At 36.8% G+C, this 22,154-nt stretch carries 25 protein-coding genes; 24 read left to right on the top strand and 1 reads right to left on the bottom strand.

All coding sequences use genetic code 11. The annotated features are described in order from the left end of the window. Nucleotides 1-5: 5 nt before the first annotated feature. Nucleotides 6-137 carry a YpzI family protein gene (locus tag D612_RS19080; RefSeq protein WP_017755599.1) on the bottom strand — a complete coding sequence of 44 codons (132 nt, stop codon included), beginning with the start codon at nt 135-137 and terminating at the stop codon, nt 6-8. Between the two features lie 115 nt (nt 138-252). On the opposite strand from D612_RS19080, the gene D612_RS0111360 reads away from it, so the two are divergent. From D612_RS0111360 to trpB, 24 genes are all read left to right on the top strand, one after another. Beyond that, complete coding sequence (locus tag D612_RS0111360; protein ID WP_456058822.1) at nt 253-864, top strand: YphA family membrane protein; 612 nt, start codon at nt 253-255, stop codon at nt 862-864. 3 nt (nt 865-867) lie between these two features. Further along, nucleotides 868-1,764 carry a YIEGIA family protein gene (locus tag D612_RS0111355; protein WP_017755597.1) on the top strand — a complete coding sequence of 299 codons (897 nt, stop codon included), beginning with the start codon at nt 868-870 and terminating at the stop codon, nt 1,762-1,764. After that, nucleotides 1,761-1,946: a capping complex subunit for YIEGIA gene (locus D612_RS0111350; protein ID WP_017755596.1), complete on the top strand. Its 186-nt coding sequence runs from the start codon at nt 1,761-1,763 to the stop codon at nt 1,944-1,946. Before D612_RS0111355 ends, D612_RS0111350 begins: the two co-directional genes overlap by 4 nt. Nucleotides 1,947-2,105: 159 nt before the next feature. After that, complete coding sequence (gene der, locus D612_RS0111345; RefSeq protein WP_017755595.1) at nt 2,106-3,416, top strand: ribosome biogenesis GTPase Der; 1,311 nt, start codon at nt 2,106-2,108, stop codon at nt 3,414-3,416. 94 nt (nt 3,417-3,510) lie between these two features. Continuing rightward, on the top strand, nt 3,511-4,545 hold the full coding sequence (locus tag D612_RS0111340; protein ID WP_017755594.1) for an NAD(P)H-dependent glycerol-3-phosphate dehydrogenase: 1,035 nt from the start codon (nt 3,511-3,513) through the stop codon (nt 4,543-4,545). Nucleotides 4,546-5,112: 567 nt separating this feature from the next. Then, on the top strand, nt 5,113-5,313 hold the full coding sequence (locus D612_RS0111335) for a DUF2768 domain-containing protein (RefSeq protein WP_017755593.1): 201 nt from the start codon (nt 5,113-5,115) through the stop codon (nt 5,311-5,313). Between the two features lie 40 nt (nt 5,314-5,353). Further along, on the top strand, nt 5,354-6,073 hold the full coding sequence (locus D612_RS0111330) for a hypothetical protein (RefSeq protein ID WP_017755592.1): 720 nt from the start codon (nt 5,354-5,356) through the stop codon (nt 6,071-6,073). 187 nt (nt 6,074-6,260) lie between these two features. Continuing rightward, a complete protein-coding gene (gene spoIVA, locus D612_RS0111325) occupies nt 6,261-7,739 on the top strand; it encodes a stage IV sporulation protein A (protein ID WP_017755591.1) in 1,479 nt (492 codons plus the stop codon). A 374-nt stretch (nt 7,740-8,113) separates the two neighbouring features. After that, the gene (locus D612_RS0111320) at nt 8,114-8,386 is read left to right on the top strand and encodes an HU family DNA-binding protein (RefSeq protein WP_017755590.1); all 273 of its coding nucleotides are present in this window, start codon (nt 8,114-8,116) and stop codon (nt 8,384-8,386) included. 252 nt (nt 8,387-8,638) lie between these two features. After that, complete coding sequence (gene folE / locus D612_RS0111315; protein WP_017755589.1) at nt 8,639-9,196, top strand: GTP cyclohydrolase I FolE; 558 nt, start codon at nt 8,639-8,641, stop codon at nt 9,194-9,196. An 87-nt stretch (nt 9,197-9,283) separates the two neighbouring features. Then, nucleotides 9,284-9,514 (top strand): trp RNA-binding attenuation protein MtrB, encoded by a 231-nt coding sequence (gene mtrB / locus D612_RS0111310; protein WP_017755588.1) that lies wholly within the window; start codon nt 9,284-9,286, stop codon nt 9,512-9,514. Between the two features lie 79 nt (nt 9,515-9,593). Continuing rightward, nucleotides 9,594-10,406, top strand: coding sequence for a heptaprenyl diphosphate synthase component 1 (locus tag D612_RS0111305; RefSeq protein ID WP_017755587.1), 813 nt, complete (start codon nt 9,594-9,596; stop codon nt 10,404-10,406). A 3-nt stretch (nt 10,407-10,409) separates the two neighbouring features. Next, nucleotides 10,410-11,123: a demethylmenaquinone methyltransferase gene (locus D612_RS0111300; protein WP_017755586.1), complete on the top strand. Its 714-nt coding sequence runs from the start codon at nt 10,410-10,412 to the stop codon at nt 11,121-11,123. A gap of 23 nt (nt 11,124-11,146) precedes the next feature. After that, on the top strand, nt 11,147-12,109 hold the full coding sequence (gene hepT, locus D612_RS0111295) for a heptaprenyl diphosphate synthase component II (RefSeq protein ID WP_017755585.1): 963 nt from the start codon (nt 11,147-11,149) through the stop codon (nt 12,107-12,109). 86 nt (nt 12,110-12,195) lie between these two features. Beyond that, nucleotides 12,196-12,642 carry a nucleoside-diphosphate kinase gene (gene ndk / locus D612_RS0111290; protein ID WP_017755584.1) on the top strand — a complete coding sequence of 149 codons (447 nt, stop codon included), beginning with the start codon at nt 12,196-12,198 and terminating at the stop codon, nt 12,640-12,642. A gap of 516 nt (nt 12,643-13,158) precedes the next feature. Further along, the gene (locus D612_RS0111285; RefSeq protein ID WP_026092471.1) at nt 13,159-13,932 is read left to right on the top strand and encodes a CheR family methyltransferase; all 774 of its coding nucleotides are present in this window, start codon (nt 13,159-13,161) and stop codon (nt 13,930-13,932) included. Nucleotides 13,933-14,047: 115 nt separating this feature from the next. After that, nucleotides 14,048-15,220 carry a chorismate synthase gene (aroC, locus tag D612_RS0111280; RefSeq protein ID WP_017755582.1) on the top strand — a complete coding sequence of 391 codons (1,173 nt, stop codon included), beginning with the start codon at nt 14,048-14,050 and terminating at the stop codon, nt 15,218-15,220. A 1-nt stretch (nt 15,221) separates the two neighbouring features. Then, nucleotides 15,222-16,304, top strand: a complete 1,083-nt coding sequence (aroB, locus tag D612_RS0111275; protein ID WP_017755581.1) for a 3-dehydroquinate synthase — start codon at nt 15,222-15,224, stop codon at nt 16,302-16,304. Between the two features lie 3 nt (nt 16,305-16,307). Then, nucleotides 16,308-16,676, top strand: coding sequence for a chorismate mutase (gene aroH / locus D612_RS0111270; RefSeq protein ID WP_017755580.1), 369 nt, complete (start codon nt 16,308-16,310; stop codon nt 16,674-16,676). Nucleotides 16,677-17,017: 341 nt separating this feature from the next. Continuing rightward, the gene (gene trpE, locus D612_RS0111265; RefSeq protein WP_017755579.1) at nt 17,018-18,538 is read left to right on the top strand and encodes an anthranilate synthase component I; all 1,521 of its coding nucleotides are present in this window, start codon (nt 17,018-17,020) and stop codon (nt 18,536-18,538) included. After that, nucleotides 18,531-19,568, top strand: a complete 1,038-nt coding sequence (gene trpD / locus D612_RS0111260; RefSeq protein ID WP_017755578.1) for an anthranilate phosphoribosyltransferase — start codon at nt 18,531-18,533, stop codon at nt 19,566-19,568. The genes trpE and trpD overlap by 8 nt, the downstream gene beginning before the upstream one ends. Beyond that, a complete protein-coding gene (trpC, locus tag D612_RS0111255; protein WP_017755577.1) occupies nt 19,561-20,319 on the top strand; it encodes an indole-3-glycerol phosphate synthase TrpC in 759 nt (252 codons plus the stop codon). Before trpD ends, trpC begins: the two co-directional genes overlap by 8 nt. Further along, nucleotides 20,319-20,963, top strand: a complete 645-nt coding sequence (locus tag D612_RS0111250; protein WP_017755576.1) for a phosphoribosylanthranilate isomerase — start codon at nt 20,319-20,321, stop codon at nt 20,961-20,963. The genes trpC and D612_RS0111250 overlap by 1 nt, the downstream gene beginning before the upstream one ends. Beyond that, nucleotides 20,963-22,153 carry a tryptophan synthase subunit beta gene (gene trpB / locus D612_RS0111245; RefSeq protein ID WP_026092470.1) on the top strand — a complete coding sequence of 397 codons (1,191 nt, stop codon included), beginning with the start codon at nt 20,963-20,965 and terminating at the stop codon, nt 22,151-22,153. Before D612_RS0111250 ends, trpB begins: the two co-directional genes overlap by 1 nt. Nucleotide 22,154: the final 1 nt, after the last annotated feature.

Below are 22,154 nucleotides of genomic sequence, written 5' to 3'. Positions count from 1 at the left end.
CAGCCTTATTTGTTTCGTTCTCTTGCTTCGTCGGGCCCTTCAAGGATGGTAGCCCCTTTATTATTCAAACTTTGATCACGGTCTGATTGAACTCTTCCTGATTTTATTAACTTCGTTTCTTGGCGATCACGTCCCATTTCCATGTACCCCTTTCAAATTAATGTCCGTCTTTACTAGTATTTTGCAACTCTTATCTCATTATTCCTACTAGTTGGAATGAAATGACAACATTTGAGTCATAATGTTTGATGGATGGTGATTGAAGTGGAAGGGATATATTTTTATTGGGTTGCTTGGATAGTTTGGGTTTTGTCAACTTTTTTTATGAAAAAGACAAAGGTCAGAACGTTAGTAAGTTTTGTTGTTTTAGGAGCAATTATTTGCAGTTCCCAAACATTGCAGTTAGGTGAATTTTCTTTTCGATTTACGTTTTTACTGCTGTTTATTTTTAGTTTCTTCGTAATGGCCAAAAAGAGTAGCTTAACCATATATTATTATTCTATTTGCACACTCATTATTACGGTTGGATATGTTGGCTTTCATTTGTTTGAATTGTTTGATCCAGTTTGGTTAATCTTTAACCGGAAATGGATGTTGGCATTTGCTATCGTTTATTTAACGCTAATGCTTATTAAAGATAAACAAGATCGTATTGTAATCACGATAATTGGTGTTTCAAATGGTGAGTTATTATATTCTTTTATACTCTCTACCTTTTCTTTTCGGTACGAAATTGGTTCATTTCAATTTTTAGATAGTTTAGCAATTATGATGTTATTAATTGTAATTTGGAATATATTGGAACGGATCGCCGTTTACTTTGAGGCTACCTTTTATAAAGGAATTAAGGAAAGGCAGGGTTAACTGATGAATGAATATACATATCCAATTTTGTTTGGTGTTGTAATTGGTACACTTTCGCGGCTCTATATGTTAAAAACGGATTATCGTCAATATCCTACCTATTTACATGGAAAAGTTATTCATATTGCATTAGGCTTTATTGCAGCAGGACTCGGTACAGTTGCAGTTCCTTCGATTATGGAACAAGATTTTACAGCGATTACATTTTTAACAGTTGCTGCCTCACAATTTCGTGAAGTCCGCAATATGGAGAGAAATACTTTGACAGAGCTTGATAGTTATGAATTAGTCCCAAGAGGCAATACGTACATAGAAGGGATTGCAGTTGCTTTTGAAGGCCGAAATTACTTGGTGATATTCACATCGTTCCTAACAACCCTTGTATATTTAGTAATTTCTTGGTGGGCAGCAATTATTGCAGGTTTTATATGTCTATTCCTTTCAAAAATGTTGATGACAGGTGGAAAATTAAAAGAAATCGTTGAGATTGAACATCATGAATTAAGGTTTGAAGGTCCCGGCCTTTATATTGATAACATTTATATAATGAATATTGGTTTGCCTCAACGGCAGGATGAAATTTTAAAGTATGGAATGGGTTTTATTTTAAAACCGAAAAATTTTAATGTCCGTTCAACGATTGCAAACCTTGGACAACGTCAAGCAATTTTACATGACGTGTCTGTTGCCTTAGGGGTGTTTCGTGATTCAGGAACACCGGCTTTAGTACCACTTGCGAAAAGAGATTTAGATGATGGTCGCGTAGGTGTATTTATATTGCCACAAGAAAAAGATATTCAGAAAGCAAAGGCTGTCATTGGTGAGGTTCCTGTTCTCGAAAACGCTATACGCATGCCTACGGAAGCGAAAGCAAATAAAAAGGGGAGAAGGCTACAATGAGTTTAGAAAAGTATATTTTGGCGATTATTACAACAAATAAAGATAAAGTAAACGGCGCAACGGCCGTTTTCACTTGCGAAACTAAAGATGAAATGGAACATGTCGCCGCTAATTTAGAGGCAATATTAGATGGCATCGCCCATAGGCTAACGGATGAAGTATATGTTATAGTAAAGCACTAATTAGTCAAAAAGAAATCTTTTCAAATGAAAATGTTGTTAGCGATGTTTAGATTTGGTAAGATTATTTAATTGGTAAGGAGATTATTATAAACGACCTAATAACTCGTAATAAATAAATGGATTATGTGTGTTGAAATGTCCTGGAAGGAGAGGATACGAGTGGCAAAACCAGTTGTTGCAATTGTTGGCCGGCCAAATGTTGGGAAGTCAACCATCTTTAATCGTGTTGTTGGAGAGCGGATCTCGATCGTTGAAGATGTACCAGGTGTTACAAGGGATCGAATATATAGCTCTGCAGAATGGTTGAACAATACATTTAATATTATTGACACAGGCGGGATTGAAGTAGGTGACGAACCTTTATTAGTTCAAATGCGTCAACAAGCAGAAATTGCGATAGAGGAAGCAGATGTTATTATTTTCATGGTGAATGGACGCGAGGGGATTACAGCAGCCGATGAAGAGGTTGCAAAGTTATTATTTCGCTCTAAAAAACCTGTTGTACTGGCTGTAAATAAAATTGATAATCCAGAAATGAAGGAGTTCATATATGAGTTTTATTCACTAGGCTGTGGAGAGCCATATCCGATATCCGGGTCTCATGGTCTTGGTTTAGGGGATTTATTAGATGAAGTTGTAAACCATTTCCCAACAAAAGCAGAGGACGATTATGATGATTCAACCATCCAGTTTTGCCTAATTGGACGTCCGAATGTCGGGAAATCTTCTCTAGTTAATGCCATTTTAGGTGAAGAAAGAGTAATAGTTAGTGAAATTGAAGGGACAACTCGTGATGCAATTGATACAAGGCTAACTCGTGATGGGCAAGAGTATGTGATTATTGATACTGCCGGAATGAGAAAACGAGGCAAAGTATATGAAAATCTTGAAAAATATAGTGTTCTCCGTGCACTAAAAGCGATAGAACGCTCAGATGTTGTCCTTGTTGTTTTAGATGGTGAACGAGGGATCATTGAGCAAGATAAAAAAATTGCCGGATATGCTCATGATGCCGGACGAGCAGTCGTTATCGTTGTAAATAAATGGGATGCTGTTGATAAAGATGAAAAAACGATGAAGAAATTTGAAGAAACGATTAGAGACAACTTTCAATTTCTTGACTACGCACCAATTGTTTTCTTATCGGCAAAAACTAAGAAGAGAATTCATACCCTTTTACCAATGATTAATGTTGCTTCAGAAAATCATAATATGCGTGTGCAAACAAATGTATTGAATGATGTCATTATGGATGCTGTAGCTATGAACCCAACTCCAACTGACCGTGGGACGAGATTGAAGATTTACTATGCAACTCAGGTTGCAGTCAAACCACCAACATTTGTAATATTTGTCAATGATCCAGACTTACTACATTTTTCATACGAGCGCTTTTTAGAAAATAGGATTCGTGATGCGTTTGAATTTACTGGTACACCGATCAAAATAATCGCCCGTGCTCGAAAGTAAAGTAAATATCTATTATTCATTTGCAAGGCAATTAAAATAGAGATAATAAACGGGAACGCCACGTAATAATTTTTTGTGTAAGGAGCTGTTAAAAATGGGGAAATGCGCAATGATCGGAGCAGGAAGCTGGGGCACGGCTTTAGCAATGGTGCTTGCAGACAATGGCCATGAAGTACGATTATGGGGACACCGTGATGACCAAATTAATGAAATAAATAATGATCATACAAACAAAAAATATTTACCAGATATTCAATTGCCTGATAATATTATTGGGTTTACGTCGTTATCATCGGCTTTGGATGGTATGGATACGGTTATTTTAGCCGTACCAACGAAAGCAATTCGTGAAGTTGTGAGAAAAATAATCCCTCTCCTTGATTCAAAGGTGATCATTTGTCATGTTAGTAAAGGAATAGAACCTGATACTTTAAAACGAATCTCCGAAATGATTACAGAGGAAGTTCCGGATCACTTATTAAGTGACGTTGTCGTATTATCAGGACCTTCTCATGCTGAAGAAGTAAGTAAAAGAAAACCAACTACAGTCACTTCATCATCTGTAAATATAAAGGCTGCTGAATTTATTCAAGATTTATTTATGAATCAGAATTTTAGAGTTTATACGAACCCGGACATTATTGGCGTTGAATTAGGTGGTGCTTTGAAAAATATTATCGCTTTAGGTGCAGGGATATCAGATGGCCTCGGGTATGGAGATAATGCGAAAGCTGCTTTAATGACAAGAGGATTAGCTGAAATTGCTAGACTTGGAACAAAAATGGGAGCAAATCCGTTAACTTTTGCTGGGTTAGCTGGTGTAGGGGATTTAATTGTTACGTGTACAAGTGTTCACAGTCGCAATTGGCGGGCTGGTAACTTGTTGGGAAAAGGGAAGGATTTAGAAGAAGTATTGGAAAATATGGGGATGGTTGTGGAAGGTGTTAGAACAACTAAGGCGGCCTTTCAATTAGCACAGAAGGAAAAGGTTGATATGCCAATCACAAAAGCGATTTATGACATCTTATTTAATAAGCGAAAACCGAAAGATGCAGCCGGCGCTTTAATGGGGAGAGTACGAACCCATGAAGTTGAAGAGATATCAATTTCTGTTAGTGAGCAGCCATAAGGTATTAGTCAAGACAATGAATTCATTTACAACTTGTACTAGATGCTAATGGGTACCTAATACCATCTATTTGCATATAGTATGGTAGTGCTAACAACAAGGGGGATCAATCCAAGATGAACTCGTTGCAAAAGGTGAGATTATTTTAAAGATTTTTACTTACTATTGTGAATAAAAATAAGGTAGGATAGGCGCTTTGATGAGTCGACCTATTAATCTGTAGCATAGTATAAAGCGTATCAAATTTGTGAGCTGTGTCTTTAAGGGAAATTTAGTCTGCTTAGCTAAAGCATTTGCCCCATGCTTTAGCTTTTTTTACTATTTTTTACTACTATTTTTTACTATTTGAAATTTTACCTTCCTGAAGTATAAGAAAGAAAACTGAATTCCTGTATTTTGGGAGGGGATTTGTGTCTTTCTATGTTTTCTTACGTGCTTTGTTGGACAAGTTATGTTATAATTTCTCCGATTTTGTAAGGAGATTAAGAAAATATAAATTAATTTTTACATAAATAGCGATCATATAATTACTGTTAAAGTAACAGTGGAGATAAAGGAGAGATAAAGGTGACCCCTGGTATATTAAAAATGTGGATCTCATTTGCTGGAATTGCGGCAATGTTTTTATCACTACTAATGATTTATTTAAGTCGTTTTAAATTAAAGGGAGTTTTAAAAAATATATTCGCAGTGTTTGCCTATCTATTTATGATTATTTCGGGTTTAATCATCTTTTATGTAGTTTTTAGTGGACCAGTACCAGAATAGCAGACTTGCCTAATAAGAAGCAGTTTGGGGAGGATTAATTTTGAAAAAGATTACCATTATTATCAGTTGGCTATTAATGCTCGTTATGCTTTCTGGTTGTTTATACCCAAAAGAAAAATTAGCGCAAAATAGAATTCCATATAAGGATCAATTGAACATCGTTCAAAATGCTGTTGATCAATTTCAACAGGCAGAGAACGGGATCTTACCAATTAAAACGAAAGAAAGTTCAACACCAATCTATCAAAAATATGTCATTGATTTTAACAAGCTAATCCCAAGGTTCCTAGCCGAGGCACCCGCAAGTGCGTTTGAAAGTGGTGGGATCTTTCAATATGTTTTAGTGAATGTTGAAACAGATCCGACAGTTAAATTGCTTGATTTAACCTCTGTTGACCCAATTCGTGAGCTGAAGCTAAGAATTAAGTTTTATAAAGAAAAAAACGGCTATCCACCTTTTAAAGATACTTTAGTACCGGGCTATTATTTGTTAGATTATGAAAAATTAGGATACGGGGAAAACCCGCCATATGTAAGAAGCCCTTATTCACAAAAAAATTTATCGTTATTTATAGATACGAATGGTGAAATATTTGTTGATTATTCACCGGATTTATTTGAGGCTTTACAAACTTTTGAGAATGACTATCAAACTGGTGATGATATTCGTGAGCTTTTAGTTAATCACTATGACTTTGTGCCTGCTTTTTCAGTACCGTATACAATCAAAGATAATGAACCAATTTTTTTAACCGAATAACTTAATTTTTGTCATGAACCCTGCTCTTCATTAATACTTTTTAGAGAGCAGGGTTTTTTTCTTTTAAAATTGAAAAGTTCTATAAAAAAACCACAAAATATTTTTTTTGGTCATATTTAATTGGGACAACATCATACATTTATATCACTAGTATGTTACCCAGAACGAAAGACGGGAGGGGTTCAAAATGGAGAAAGTAGATATTTTTAAGGATATTGCCGAACGCACTGGCGGCGATATTTATCTAGGTGTTGTAGGTGCTGTTAGAACAGGGAAATCTACCTTTATAAAAAAGTTCATGGAATTGGTGGTATTACCAAGTATAACAAATGAAGCGGATAAAGCCCGTGCTCAAGATGAGTTACCTCAAAGTGCTGCAGGTCGTACGATCATGACGACAGAGCCAAAGTTTGTTCCTAATCAAGCTGTTTCAGTACATGTTGGGGATGGCTTAGAGGTCAATATAAGGTTAGTAGATTGTGTTGGTTACACAGTGCCAGGGGCAAAGGGTTACGAGGACGAAAACGGTCCGAGAATGATAAATACACCATGGTACGAGGAGCCCATTCCTTTTCATGAGGCTGCCGAAATTGGTACAAGAAAAGTGATTCAGGAGCATTCAACCTTGGGAGTGGTAATAACAACTGATGGTTCTATTGGTGATATTCCAAGAGCTGATTATGTTGAATCAGAAGCAAGAGTAATCGGGGAACTCAAAGAGGTTGGAAAACCGTTTATTATGATTATAAATACGGTTCACCCACATCACCCTGATACTGAGCGGTTAAGACAGGAATTAAATGAAACGTATGATATTCCAGTACTGGCAATGAGTGTAGAAAGTATGCGTGAACAAGACGTTCTAAATGTACTTAGAGAAACATTGTATGAATTTCCAGTATTAGAGGTTAATGTTAATCTCCCAAGTTGGGTTATGGTATTACGTGATGAACATTGGCTCCGCCAAAGCTATCAAGAAGCAGTTAAAAATACGGTTAAGGATATTAAGCGGTTAAGGGATGTTGATCGAGTTGTTGGTCATTTTGGCGAATATGATTTTATCGAACAGGCGAGTTTAGCTGGAATAGAAATGGGGCAAGGAATTGCTGAAATAGATCTTTACGCACCAGACGATCTTTATGATCAGATTTTAAAAGAAGTCGTAGGTGTAGAAATCCGTGGTAAGGATCATTTGTTACAGCTAATGCAAGATTTTGCACATGCAAAATCAGAATATGATCAAGTCTCTGATGCACTAAAGATGGTAAAACAAACAGGATATGGCATCGCAGCACCTTCTTTACAAGATATGAGCTTGGATGAACCTGAAATTATACGTCAAGGATCACGATTTGGCGTTCGTTTGCGAGCAGTTGCCCCGTCTATTCATATGGTGAAAGTCGACGTAGAATCTGAATTTGCTCCAATTATTGGAACAGAAAAACAAAGTGAAGAGCTTGTTCGTTACTTAATGCAAGATTTTGAGGATGACCCACTTTCAATTTGGAATTCAGACATTTTTGGGCGGTCTCTAAGTTCAATTGTACGAGAAGGAATTCAAGCAAAGCTGTCTTTAATGCCTGAAAATGCACGCTATAAGCTAAAAGAAACACTTGAAAGAATTATTAATGAAGGTTCGGGCGGTTTAATTGCGATCATCCTTTAATTTTCGACTCCAGCTTGGAGTCTTTTTTTATCGGAAATTATTGTCGAATAATGTCGTATGTAATAGCAATAAAGTACTAAGTATATAAAAATTGCCCGAATTCGTGAACATTATTTTAAAAAATTGGTAAAAATAGCTTATTTATTCGAAAAAACTACGGAAAAATATTGAATTATCTTCAAATGTCGGTTAATATTAGGCATGTTAATAAATATAGCTGTTAAAAGGTATAGAATCAGTTAAAACTGTATACAAAGGTAATAACAGCTATTTTAAACTATCAAAAAAACTCATAAAGTAGTTCTATGATAGTTTTATGAAATTGATATTTATACCAGTATTACCTATCTTGTGTTTGGGAGGAGGTGAATGGCATGAACAAGACAGATTTAATTAACGCAGTGGCTGAAGGTACTGAGTTATCAAAAAAGGATGCTACTAAAGCTGTTGATTCTGTTTTCGAAGCTATTATGGGCGCGTTAAAACAAGGTGACAAAGTTCAATTAATTGGATTTGGTAACTTTGAAGTACGTGAGCGTGCAGCTCGCAAAGGACGTAATCCACAAACTGGTGAGGAAATCGAAATACCTGCTAGCAAGGTACCAGCATTCAAACCAGGTAAAGCCCTTAAAGATGCTGTTAAGTAATTTATTACATAATCTAGACAATAGGGCTAAATAGAGGGTCGCACATTGTGCGACTCTTCTTTTTTTGCTATTGATTCCTCTATATGCTAGAATCTTTATACTATAATCCTTTTAAGAAAAAATAAAAAAGACATTTTACTAGTTATTACAACACTAATAAACATAGGACAAGGACTAAGCGAATACATATAAACATTTAGATTACAATGATTAGTAAAAGATAAATCTAATTGCAATTTAGGGGGAGTTTTGGTGAATTATGAAAAGATTGAACAGGCTGTTCGATTAATACTTGAAGCTGTAGGGGAAGATCCAAATCGGGAGGGACTATTAGATACACCTAAGAGAGTTGCGAAAATGTATGAAGAGGTTTTTGCTGGGATTCATCAGGATCCAAAGGATTACTTTAATACGATATTTAGTGAGCAGCATGAGGAATTAGTTCTTGTAAAGGATATACCTTTTTATTCTATGTGTGAGCATCATTTAGTTCCTTTTTTTGGGAAAGCGCATGTTGCCTACATACCGAAAGGTGGAAAAGTTGTCGGTTTAAGTAAATTAGCAAGATCTGTTGAAGCTGTTGCCCGCAGGCCTCAGCTACAGGAAAGAATTACAACAACAATTGCGGATGCAATTGTTGAAAAGCTGAAGCCATATGGCGTTATGGTCGTTATTGAAGCGGAGCATATGTGTATGACGATGCGGGGAGTTCAAAAGCCAGGTTCAAAGACAATTACATCCGCAGTTAGAGGTTGTTTTGAAAAGGATGCTGCTTCAAGAGCAGAAGTTTTGTCGTTGATTAAAGAATAGCTGTATTTACTATTTTGCATTGACAATCTGCATTAGCAAATGAGATATTATTATGAGTACGGACACCGATTCCGAGGAGGAATTATGATGAAAAGTCAATCTTCTACAAATAACGATTTTATTGTCATTAAAGCAAAGGCTGATGGTGTAAACGTTATCGGTTTGACGAGAGGAACTGATACTAGATTTCATCACTCTGAGAAACTAGATAAAGGGGAAGTCATGATCGCACAGTTTACCGAGCATACTTCAGCTATTAAGATCAGAGGTAAAGCAGTTATTCAGACTGCTCATGGCGAAATTGACACAGAAGCTTAAGAAGAGAAGTGAACTAGCTGTAGCATGTATATAGCCAAAGAGTTGTTCTTCTCATTTTTAGAAGACAAGGGTGATGAACGTGAATGACATCTATGCAGAGATTAAACAAATAAAAGCGGACATAGACGGGCGGGTCAAACATCCTTATTTAATGAAGTTTATTAATGTCCCGATAATAGATGAGCAAAAATTGATATTACTATATGTTATCTTAAAACAATCTAATTTGTGTCCTGAAAAATTAAAGCAATATATACTTTCGACGATGTTAGTTCAAGTTGCTTTAGATACGCATGAGCAGGTTACGATACAGCATTTAGAAGATGATGATGAACGGATGAAAAATCGTCAATTAATGGTATTAGCTGGGGACTATTATAGTGGTCTCTATTATTATTTATTGTCATTAATTGATGATATTCCGATGATTAGAGTATTGTCTAATGCAATCAAAGAAATTAACGAACACAAAATTGCCCTATACCAAAAGGAACCAAATGACTTAGATGAGCTAATGAATGATGTAGCTTCTATCGATTCACTCTTAATTCAAAAAATAGCAGAATATGTACAATGTCCAGAACTACAAAAGCTTTCGAGAGAATTGTTGTTAATTAATAGACTTAATCAAGAAAAAAGGACATACAAAGTAAATGGGTTTTCAATTGTTCATGATGGAATTCGTTCTATTCTTGAAAGAAAAGTTGGATCATTGTTAGGTGATCCGAAGCAGACTTTACACATAATTGATGCACAGATAGAACATTCCATCCGTTATGTTGAAAAAATTTTGCAAAGGAATTCAGTTCTTTATGATTTTCTATATGAAAAAGTAAGAGCTTTTTTCGATGAATTAGATCTCACAAAGGAAAAAGCTGTGAAAGAAGGGTGAAGCGTGGGGTATTCAAAGGAAGAACGTGTCCATAATGTTTTTGAAAGAATATCTGAAAAGTATGATGTCATGAATTCGGTAATTAGTTTTCAACGTCATAAAGCATGGCGAAAAGATACGATGCAACGGATGAACGTTCAACCAGGGTCTCAAGCTTTGGATGTATGTTGTGGAACTGCAGACTGGACAATTGCATTAGCGAGTGCGGTTGGAGCAACTGGAAAGGTTGTTGGTCTAGATTTTAGCCAAAATATGCTGAAGATTGGTCAACAAAAAGTCGAAGGCATAGAATTAAAAAATATAGAGCTTATCCATGGAAATGCTATGGAGCTTCCGTTTGAGGATAATACCTTTGATTACGTCACTATCGGATTTGGATTACGAAATGTTCCAGATTATATGCAGGTGTTAAAGGAAATGACTCGGGTTGTAAAGCCAGGTGGAAAGGTTGTTTGTTTGGAAACTTCACAGCCAACTTTGCCAGTGTTTAGACAGATTTATTATTTTTATTTCGGTCATATTATGCCGTTATTTGGTAAATTATTTGCAAAAAGCTATGATGAATATTCATGGTTACAGGAATCTGCCAAAGACTTTCCTGGACAAAAAGAATTGGCAAATATGTTTTACAAAGCTGGTCTTGAAAATGTACAAATCAAAGCATATACTGGCGGTGTTGCGGCAATGCATCTCGGCATTAAACCTGCTATTAAATAAGCTTAAAATTCAAGGTGAAATGAATGAAATTAAAAAAGCTATATACATTTATCAATCATGATTTAAATATCATTGAGCAAGCTTTAAAAGAAACAATACAGTCCGAGCACCCTGTTCTCAAGGAAGCCTCAATGCATTTATTACAGGCTGGTGGAAAACGAATTCGACCAGTATTTGTTTTGCTATCGGGGAAATTTGGAAATTATAATATTGATGTCATAAAAAACGTTGCTGTTGCTCTTGAATTAATTCATACAGCTTCACTCGTACACGATGATGTAATCGATAATGCTGAATTAAGAAGAGGCGCAGAGACAATCAAAGCAAAATGGGACAATCGAATTGCGATGTATACCGGTGATTATATATTTGCAAGAGCTGTTGAACTGATGACAAAAATAAATAAACCTGAAGCTCATATGCTTTTATCGAAAACAATGGTTGAACTTTGTTTAGGAGAAATTGAGCAAATAAAGGATAAATTTAACTGGGAGCAAAACTTACGAACCTACTTCCGTCGGATAAAAAGGAAAACGGCATTATTAATTGCGATTAGCTGCGAACTTGGTGCTGTCGCGTCCGAGGCTCCTGTCGATGTTCAAAGGAAACTGTACAAATATGGATATTTTGTTGGAATGGCTTTTCAAATAACCGACGATATTTTAGATTTTACAGGTTCAGAAAAGGAGCTTGGTAAGCCTGCGGGTAGTGATTTATTGCAAGGAAACATAACATTACCTGTTATTTATGCTTTGCGTGATCAAACAATACGTAATGAGATTATTACAAACTTTGATATTCACGATACTGAAAAAGCTAGTCACATCATTTCGCTAGTCAAAAGCTCAGGTGGTATTGAATATTCTAAGGAAATAAGTGATCGATACTTATATAAAGCGTTAAAGATGTTAAAAGACCTTCCTAATTGTAAAGAAAAATCAGCATTATATAATATTGCAAAATATATTGGACGTCGTAAATTTTAGAAATTGCCATCATTACTAAAGTTTGATAAAATTTGTAATGGTTTTCATATATAAACTATTAATACATATAGATTGGAGAGGTTTTTGTGGAAAGAACATTTATTATGATTAAGCCAGATGGTGTACAACGCAACCTTGTTGGAGAAATTGTATCTCGCTTTGAAAACAAAGGATTCAAGCTTGTAGGTGCAAAATTAATGACAGTATCAAATGCATTAGCTGAAGAGCATTATGCTGAACATAAAGAACGCCCATTTTTTGGCGAATTAGTGGACTTTATCACTTCAAGTCCGGTTTTTGCTATGGTGTGGGAAGGTGAAAACGTAATTGCAACAGCTCGTCAAATGATGGGCAAAACAAATCCGGCTGATGCATTGCCAGGAACAATTCGCGGAGATTTCGGATTAACAATGGGTAAAAACGTAATCCATGGTTCCGATTCACCTGAAAGTGCAGAGCGTGAAATTAACCTTTGGTTTAATAGCAATGAAGTTAGCGATTACTCAAAACAAGTAGACGAATGGGTATACTAGAAAAGCGGAAGCTCCTAGGGTAGCCCCGACAGAAAAATGCTCTTCCCACAAAAGAAGTCCGATTTTGACTTCGATGTGGGAAGAAATTTTATCCGAGGGGCTAGGAGCTGAAGCTAGACAAATAGAAAAGCGGAAGCTCCTAGGGTAGCCCCGACAGAAAAATGCTCTTCCCACAAAAGAAGTCCGATTTTGACTTCGATGTGGGAAGAAATTTTATCCGAGGGGCTAGGAGCTGAAGCTAGACAAATAGAAAAGCGGAAGCTCCTAGGGTAGCCCCGACAGAAAAGCATTTGCTAACATCGCGACACTTAGTCGTAACGCCAATACTAGCACGTCCTGTGCGTTGTGTGAATATTAAATTTCGAAACAACCAGTCATATTGGCTGGTTGTTATTTTTTAGTAGAACTATAAAATATCATCTGATATGATAAAAGAAATATGTAGAAATTTGCAGTGGTAAGTCGAGATTAATAATAGTTTAGTAGCGTTGAAAAGGAAGTGGGTTCGTAAAGATGATGAATGATTATCAAGAATTTATTACCAAGGTACTTAAAAAAACTGGCATTGATTTAGCCTGTTATAAAGAAGCACAAATGAAGAGACGATTAACGTCTTTGTATGAAAAAAAAGGATATAAAAGCTTTCAGGAATTTTTTAATGCAATGTCGACCGACCGTGCTTTGTTTGATGAATTTTTAGATCGAATGACGATTAATGTGTCTGAATTTTATCGGAATGGTAAACGATGGGAAGTACTAGAGAAAAAGATTATTCCTAAGCTGCTTGAGAAGAACAAACGTTTGAAGGTATGGAGTGCTGCCTGCTCAACAGGTGAAGAGCCTTATACAATTGCGATGATACTTACAAAGTTCATGCCTCTTTCGCAAATTCAGGTTTTGGCTACTGACCTCGATGAGACAGTTATGGAGCGTGCCAAAAAAGGCATATACCCAGAGCGCTCGTTGCAGGAAGTACCGGATGATATAAAAAAGAAATATTTTACAAAAGATGGAATTTTTTATAAGGTAAACGATGAAATAAAGCGTACCGTTACATTTAAAAAACATAACTTATTAGCGGACTCATTTGATAGTAATTTTGACTTGATCGTTTGCCGGAATGTATTGATTTATTTTACAGAAGATGCAAAGGAATTATTATACAAAAAATTTAGTGCTGCTCTACGACCTGGTGGAATATTTTTTGTTGGTAGCACTGAGCAAATTTTTAATCCTCCAGCATATGGCTTTGAAACAGAGGATACGTTCTTTTATCGAAAAGCAAAATAACGGTTATTTAGGCTCCATCAACAAAATGATGAAGCCTTTTTTAAAAATATATTGGCGACAAATACAATACATTATGATATATTAAAACTTAAAAGCTTTAAAGAGGTGAAGGATAATGAGGTACGTAACGGCTGGCGAGTCACATGGCCCACAATTGACAGCAATTATAGAGGGGTTACCATCGTACTTAGAATTGACTGCAGAAGATATAAATAGTGAGCTTTCCCGACGACAAAAAGGTCATGGGAGAGGTGGACGGATGTTAATTGAGAAGGATCAAGTTGAGATTCTTAGTGGTGTTCGCCACGGAAAAACATTAGGCTCACCTGTTACTCTAGTAGTGAAAAATGACGATTGGAAGCACTGGACTAATATCATGGGCATAGAGCCAATAACAGAAACTGAAGAAGAGGAAGTGAAGCGGAAAATTACACGTCCACGACCAGGACATGCAGATCTTGTTGGTGCAATTAAATATGGGCATCGAGATATGAGAAATGTGCTGGAGCGCTCTTCTGCAAGAGAAACGACGACACGAGTTGCCGTTGGAGCTGTAGCGAAAAAGCTTCTTTCTGAATTAGGAATTACCGTTGCGGGCCATGTATTAGAAATAGGTGGTATTAAAGCCGAAAATGTTCAATTTAAAGATTTAAACGATTTAAAGGAACGGACTGAGCAATCGACTGTACGTTGTTTAGATGAAGAGGCTGCGAAAAAAATGATGGCTGCTATTGATAAAGCAAAAGATGAAGGCGATTCGATAGGAGGCGTTGTTGAAGTAATCGTTGATGGTTTACCTGCCGGGGTAGGAAGCTATGTTCATTATGATCATAAGCTCGATGCAAAAATTGCTGCTGCAATTATTAGTATTAATGCCTTCAAAGGTGTTGAATTTGGAATAGGTTTTGAAGCTGCTAGAAGACCTGGTAGTCAAGTTCATGATGAGATTATTTGGAGCGAAGCTAATGGCTTTACAAGAAAGTCAAACAATTATGGTGGCTTTGAAGGCGGAATGACAAATGGCATGCCTATTGTTGTTCGCGGAGTAATGAAGCCAATTCCGACTTTATATAAGCCATTGCAAAGTGTGGATATCGATACGAAGGAACCTTTTGCCGCAAGTATCGAGCGTTCTGATAGCTGTGCTGTTCCTGCAGCTAGTGTTGTTGCTGAAGCGGTTGTAGCATGGGAGATAGCCACAGCGATCGTAGATCAATTTGGAAAGGACCGGATTGATTTAATCAAAGAAAATATAAAAAAATGGAATGAAAGAGCGAGGAATTATTAAAATGGAAATTTTGACGATTTCAACTTCTTCAAAGACATATCCTTTATATATTGGAAGTGGAATTCGCTTTAACATTCAATCATTAATGAATGAACTGAACCGAAATTTTTCGTCTGTTTTTATTATAACGGATACCAATGTGGAACCTTTATTTTTAAATGACATAAAAAAATCTTTGTCACAATATGAAAGAGTTTATTCCTATGTCATTCCAAGCGGCGAAGAATCAAAATCATTTCAAGTTTTCTATGATTGCCTTACATTTGCACTTGAATGCGAATTGGACCGTAAATCGGTCCTTATTGCCCTGGGTGGTGGTGTTGTTGGGGATTTAGCCGGATTTGTTGCCGCTACCTATATGAGAGGGATTCCATTTATTCAAATGCCAACAACATTGTTGGCCCATGACTCTTCTGTTGGTGGAAAGGTTGCGATTAACCATCCACTAGGGAAAAATATGATCGGTGCTTTTTATCAGCCAGAGGCTGTTATATATGATATCGAAATGTTATTGACGCTGCCGGAGGACCAATGGCGGTCAGGTTTTGCTGAAGTAATTAAGCATGCATTAATCTGGGATAAAGAATTTTATAATTGGCTCCTTCACGAAGTTCCCTCTCTTGCTGATCTTCGTTCCGAAAAACTTCAATATGCATTAGCAAAAGGAATTTCTGTTAAGGCTCAGGTTGTTGGAAAAGATGAAAAAGAAAATGGTATTCGTGCCTTTTTAAATTTTGGGCATACACTTGCGCACGCGCTTGAGGCCAACCTAGGATATGGTACGATTACACATGGGGATGCGGTTGCAATTGGGATGTTATTTGCAATTCGTCTAAGTGAAGAATATTATCAAAAGGATTTTGACCTTGAAAGCTTTAGAAAATGGTTCAAACAATACCATTTTCCTGAGATCCCGAAAAATCTTGATAAAGATGCCCTAATTCAATTAATGAAAAAGGATAAAAAGGCACATGCAGGTTCGATTCAAATGGTGTTAATGAAAGATATTGGTAAGGTTGAACTAGTAAAGCTTCAAGATCAATTTATATTAAACTGTTTAGAAAAAGAACTACAGGGGGTGTAGTTATTGATTCGTGGGGTAAGAGGGGCAACTACTGTCAAACATAATAACGCGGAGGAAATGGTAGACACAACAAAAGAACTTATTGCTGAAATGATAAATAAAAATAATGTTAGACCAGAGGATGTAGCCCAAGTGCTCATTTCAGTAACAGAGGATTTAGATGCGACATTTCCCGCAAAAGCATTACGATTGATAACGGGATGGGCTTATGTACCAGTTATGTGTATGAGAGAAATCCCTGTACCAAACTCGTTGGCAAAATGCATCCGAATCATGATGACGGTTGAAACGAGTTTAGCGCAGGATCAAGTTCAACATGTTTATTTACATGGGGCTGAGGTGTTAAGACCTGATTTAAAAAATAAAGGTTGACAATAAAAGGAAAACTATAATATGATAGCTAATAAGTTTTAGAAATTAGTTTAGAGAAGAGCTTAGATGACAAAGCTAGGAGTAGTTTTGTCTAGGGTAGAATGAGAGAGTAGCATAGTTGAGTTGAGAAAGGAATATACATTTATAATTAAACATCTACCCTAAGAATGCATGCCTATTTAAGTAAGAAGGCTGGTTCTTAGGGTTTTATTTTTTATTCCTCAATATTCTCCTCATTCTCCATAAAAAGGCGTTACGGGATTACCCGTTCCCTTTTCACTAAAAAGGTGGTGGTATTGTCACGATAACCACCTTTATTACAAAAATGGAGAGGTGATTTTTTGAATACTTATGATTGTTCCACATTTTTAGAAGATGCAAAACAGCATCTTACAATTCCAATTGTTAAACGGTATTTTGTTGATACAATTACGCCCATTCAAATTTTTCAAAGCTTGAAGGAGGAAGCTTGTTTTTTGCTTGAAAGTAAGGATGAAGCTTCACCTTGGTCACGTTATTCTTTTATCGGATTAACACCATTTTTATATGTTGAAGAAAAGGATGGCGTATTTTTTATCAAAAATCAAATGAAACAAACAGTTTCGATTACGAATACTTTTCGTGGGGCGTTTCAACGTTCGTTGGAAATGCTACAGATCAAAAAGCCAGACCTATCATTGCCTTTTTGGGGTGGTGCAGTTGGAATAATGGGCTATGATTCTGTTTCAACATTCGAAAAGGTTCCTGAACACAACCATAATGATTTAAAGCTTAAACGTTTTTCGTTTATGTTTTGTGAGACAATGGTAGCTTTTGACCATGACCAAAAGGAATTAACCATTATTCAACTTGTTCGTTTAAATGGTAATGAAACTACGAAGGAACAACAACAATTGTACGATAATTGTTTGAAAAAAATTAATGTAATTTTCGATCAAATTTTTAATTCGCAAGTAAATAGGGAATTTTTGCAAATCATTGATCCGACAATTGAGGCTGATTTTAGCAATGTTACCTCAAATTATGTCAAAGAAAATTTCTTAAAAGATGTGAATACAATTAAAGAATATATAAAAAGTGGGGATATATTTCAGGCTGTGTTATCACAACGATTTGAAATACCGATAAATATTCAAGGCTTTGAATTATATCGTGTCTTAAGAATGATAAATCCTTCACCATATTTGTTTTATGTGAAATTAGATGATTGTGAGTTAATTGGAAGTTCACCAGAAAGATTAATACAAATTGAAAATGGTCACCTAGAAATTCATCCTATTGCTGGAACAAGAAGAAGAGGTCGGTCTAAAGAGGAGGATGAGGCTTTAGCGGCGGAGCTGTTTGCCGATCAAAAGGAACGTGCTGAGCATTATATGCTCGTTGATTTAGCAAGAAATGATATTGGTCGTGTTGCCAAGTACGGTTCGGTAAATACACCAGTTTTAATGGAATTAGGGAAGTTCTCGCATGTGATGCACCTAATCTCAAAAGTTACTGGTGTGTTAAAGGAAGGGATTGACCCAATTGATGCCTTATTTTCTGCCTTCCCAGCTGGAACTGTTTCAGGTGCCCCGAAAATCCGGGCAATGCAAATTTTACAAGAGCTTGAGCCAACTGCTCGAAATCTTTATGCTGGTACAGTTGCATACCTTGGGTTTGATGGAAATATCGATTCTTGTATCGCAATCCGGACAATTGTTCTTAAAGATCGTAAAGCCTACGTGCAAGCTGGTGCTGGTGTAGTAGCTGATTCAATCCCGGAGCTTGAATACAAAGAAACTCTTAATAAAGCAAGTGCATTAATTAAAACCATTCAGATTGCTGAAAAAATGTTTTATCGGGGGGAAAAACAGTATGTTTAAAAATATTTTAAATAAATGTGTTAATGGAGAATTGTTAACGGAACAAGAAGCACAATCCGTAATGGATGAAATCATGACTGGAAAAGCTTCACAAGGGCAAATTGCTAGTTTGATTTCGTTATTGCGTTTTAGAGGCGAAACTGTCGATGAATTAGTCGGTTTTTCGAAGTCGATGCGAGCCCATATGACACATGTTGAATATGAGGATGAATCTGTCATTGATACATGTGGAACCGGTGGTGATGGTGCCTCAACTTTTAATATTTCAACTACAAGTACGATCATTTTATCATCACTTGGCGTAAAGGTAGCAAAACATGGAAATCGTGCGGTTTCTTCTACAAGTGGAAGTGCAGATGTTCTCGAATATTTAGGAATTAATATTCAAGCAACACCTGAGGAAGCAAAAGAATCAATGAATGAAAACGGAATGAGCTTTTTATTTGCTCCATTGTACCATGCTGCAATGCGCTATGCTGCTACTCCTCGAAAGGATATTGGCTTTCGCACAATTTTTAATATTTTAGGCCCGATTGCCAATCCAGCTAATTGTAAATATCAATTGATTGGCGTGTATGATACAACATTTGCCGACAAAATGGCTCAGGCTTTACATCGATTAGGCTCTAAGCGGGTGCTTCTCGTAACCGGACGTGATGGATTAGACGAGTGTACGATTACAACTGAAAGTGACATAGTCGAGTTAAATGATGGAAAGATCACAAGAACAGTAATTACACCGGAACAATTCGGACTAGAACGCGGTACAATGGATGAAATCCGTGTTTCAAGCGTTTCTGAGAGTGCTAGAGTACTAGAGGATGTCCTTTCAGGTAGGGGAAATAAGGGGGCAACAAATATCGTATTATTGAACGCTGGTGTTGGTCTTTATGCTGCAGAAAAGGCTAAATCTATTAAAGACGGTGTTAAGATGGCAAAAGCTGCAATTGATCAAGGGCTTGCATTACAACAATTAAATCGTCTTCGTAACACATCTCAGCACATAGAGGAGAAACAAAATTATGCTTAATAAAATTCTAAAAACAAAAAAAGAAGAAATTGCGCTGCTCGAGCTACCAACGGAGAGACGATTCAGCCAGTATTCTTTATATAAAGCCTTAAAACAAAAAGGGAAAGAAGTGGCCTTGATTGCAGAAGTAAAGAAGGCCTCTCCCTCTAAAGGGGTAATTAGAGAGGATTTTGATCCGATTTCGATTGCTAAAGACTATCAGAATGGTGGAGCAGATGCAATCTCCGTTTTAACAGATACTGTTTATTTTCAGGGTCATCGTGATTATTTAACGGCAATAAAAAATGAAGTTTCAATTCCGGTTTTACGTAAGGACTTTATTATTGATCCAATCCAAATTTTTGAAAGTAAACGGATTGGGGCAGATGCAATCCTATTAATTGGTGAAGCGATGGAAGCTACGAAACTTTTTGAGTTATATGAACAGGCGTATGAGCTTGGGCTTGAATGCCTAGTTGAGGTTCATTCAAATCAAATTTTAGAGCAAATTTTAAAAATTTTCACCCCGAAAATTATTGGGGTGAATAACCGCAATCTTGCTACGTTTGAAACGACGATTGCCCAAACAGAATCCATTTCGACATATATTCCAAAAGAGAGCTTGTTCGTTAGTGAAAGCGGGATATTTACTTATGAAGATATTATAAGAGTAGCCAAAGCGGGAGCAGCTGCAGTTCTTGTTGGCGAATCTTTAATGAGGGCGGAAACGCCGCTGACTGGTATACAACAATTATTTGGAGTTAAACAATAATGATCGATGTAAAGCTATGTGGTAATCATTCTCTTGAAGATTTAAAGTATTCGTTCTTAAGTGGGGTACGTTATATCGGTATCGTGTTTGCTGCAGAAAGCAAACGCACAGTTGAGCCGGTGGAGTGTGGCAATTGGCTAAGTCAGCTTGAAAAACATCATTATCAGCAAATTGTCGGAGTTTTTGTAAATCCGAAAGAAGAGGAAATTTTGGACGTGCTGAAATATGTCCCTTTGCAAGTTCTCCAATTTCATGGCAATGAGACACCACAATACATTCAGAAAATAAAAGAGATTACTAGATTGACTGTTTGGAAAGCTATTCATCACGAACAGGTGACAGGCCTAGCTACAATGAGAGAATTTCGTGGAGTAGTTGATGGATATGTGATTGATTCAAAAGTAAAAGGTGAATGGGGCGGGACGGGCCAGTGCTTTGACTGGAAAGCTATTCCTCAATATGTTGAAGAAGGGAAAAGGCAGGGAGTTCCATGTTTGATTGCTGGTGGAATAACAGCTGATAATGTAGAGAAAGTCGTTGCCTATTGTCCGGATGGAGTTGATTTAGCAAGTGGAATTGAAACAGAAGGGCATAAAGACAAAAATAAAATCACAGTTTTACTAGAAAGGTTGAAGGCAAAATGATGAAAGTTTTTCCTGATGAAAATGGTAGATTTGGAGAATTTGGGGGCAAATTTGTCCCTGAAACATTAATGGCTCCACTTGAAGAGCTTGAATCGGCATTAGCAGAAGCAATGAATGATAAAATATTTATGGAGGAATATAAACAGATTTTAAGGGAATATTCCGGACGTCCAACAGCATTAACATTTGCAGATAATTTGACGAAAAAGTTTGGTGGGGCAAAAATTTATTTAAAACGTGAAGATCTAAACCACACCGGTGCTCATAAGTTAAACAATGCAGTTGGTCAGGCGCTACTAGCGAAAAGAATGGGGAAAACAAAAATTATTGCTGAAACTGGTGCAGGCCAGCATGGTGTTGCCGCTGCAACAGTTGCTGCAAAGTTTGGTCTAGAGTGCAAAGTTTTCATGGGTGAGGAAGATATAAAGAGGCAAGGACTCAATGTTTTTCGTATGAAGCTATTAGGAGCAGAGGTTGTTCCAGTTTATAGCGGAAACGGAACATTAAAGGATGCTACAAATGAAGCAATTCGTTATTGGGTGCAGCATTGTGTTGATCACTTTTATTTAATTGGTTCGGTCGTCGGCCCACATCCTTATCCCAAAATGGTCCGTGATTTTCAACGAATTATTGGCGACGAGGCGAAGGAACAATTTTTGAAAATGGAGGAATCATTACCAACTACAGTGGTTGCCTGCGTGGGCGGGGGAAGTAATGCAATTGGCATGTTTTATCCATTTTTAAATGATGATGTTAAGTTAGTTGGGGTTGAGGCAGCAGGTAAAGGTGTAGACACCGATTTACATGCGGCAACAATCACGAAAGGAACACTAGGTGTCATACATGGCTCATTAACATACTTATTGCAGGATGAAAACGGACAAATCCTCGAGCCATATTCGATTTCTGCAGGCTTAGATTATCCTGGAATTGGACCGGAGCATGCTCATTTAGCTAGTACTGGCAGAGTTAAATATGAAAGTGTAACCGATAGTGAGGCGTTAGAAGCTTTATCACTATTGACGAAGGAAGAAGGAATCATACCAGCGATTGAATCTGCCCATGCTTTAGCAAAGGCATTCGAAATTGCAAGAAATATGAATAAAGAGGAAACAATTCTTATTTGTTTATCAGGGCGAGGCGATAAAGATGTTCACTCGTTAATGCAATATTTTGGAGAGGAAGTATAAG

Source organism: Calidifontibacillus oryziterrae (assembly GCF_000331575.1).
GTDB classification, from domain to species: domain Bacteria; phylum Bacillota; class Bacilli; order Bacillales; family Bacillaceae_J; genus Calidifontibacillus_A; species Calidifontibacillus_A oryziterrae.
The sequence above is the reverse complement of the archived record's forward strand: the minus strand, read 5'-3'. Positions and strand labels throughout refer to the sequence as shown.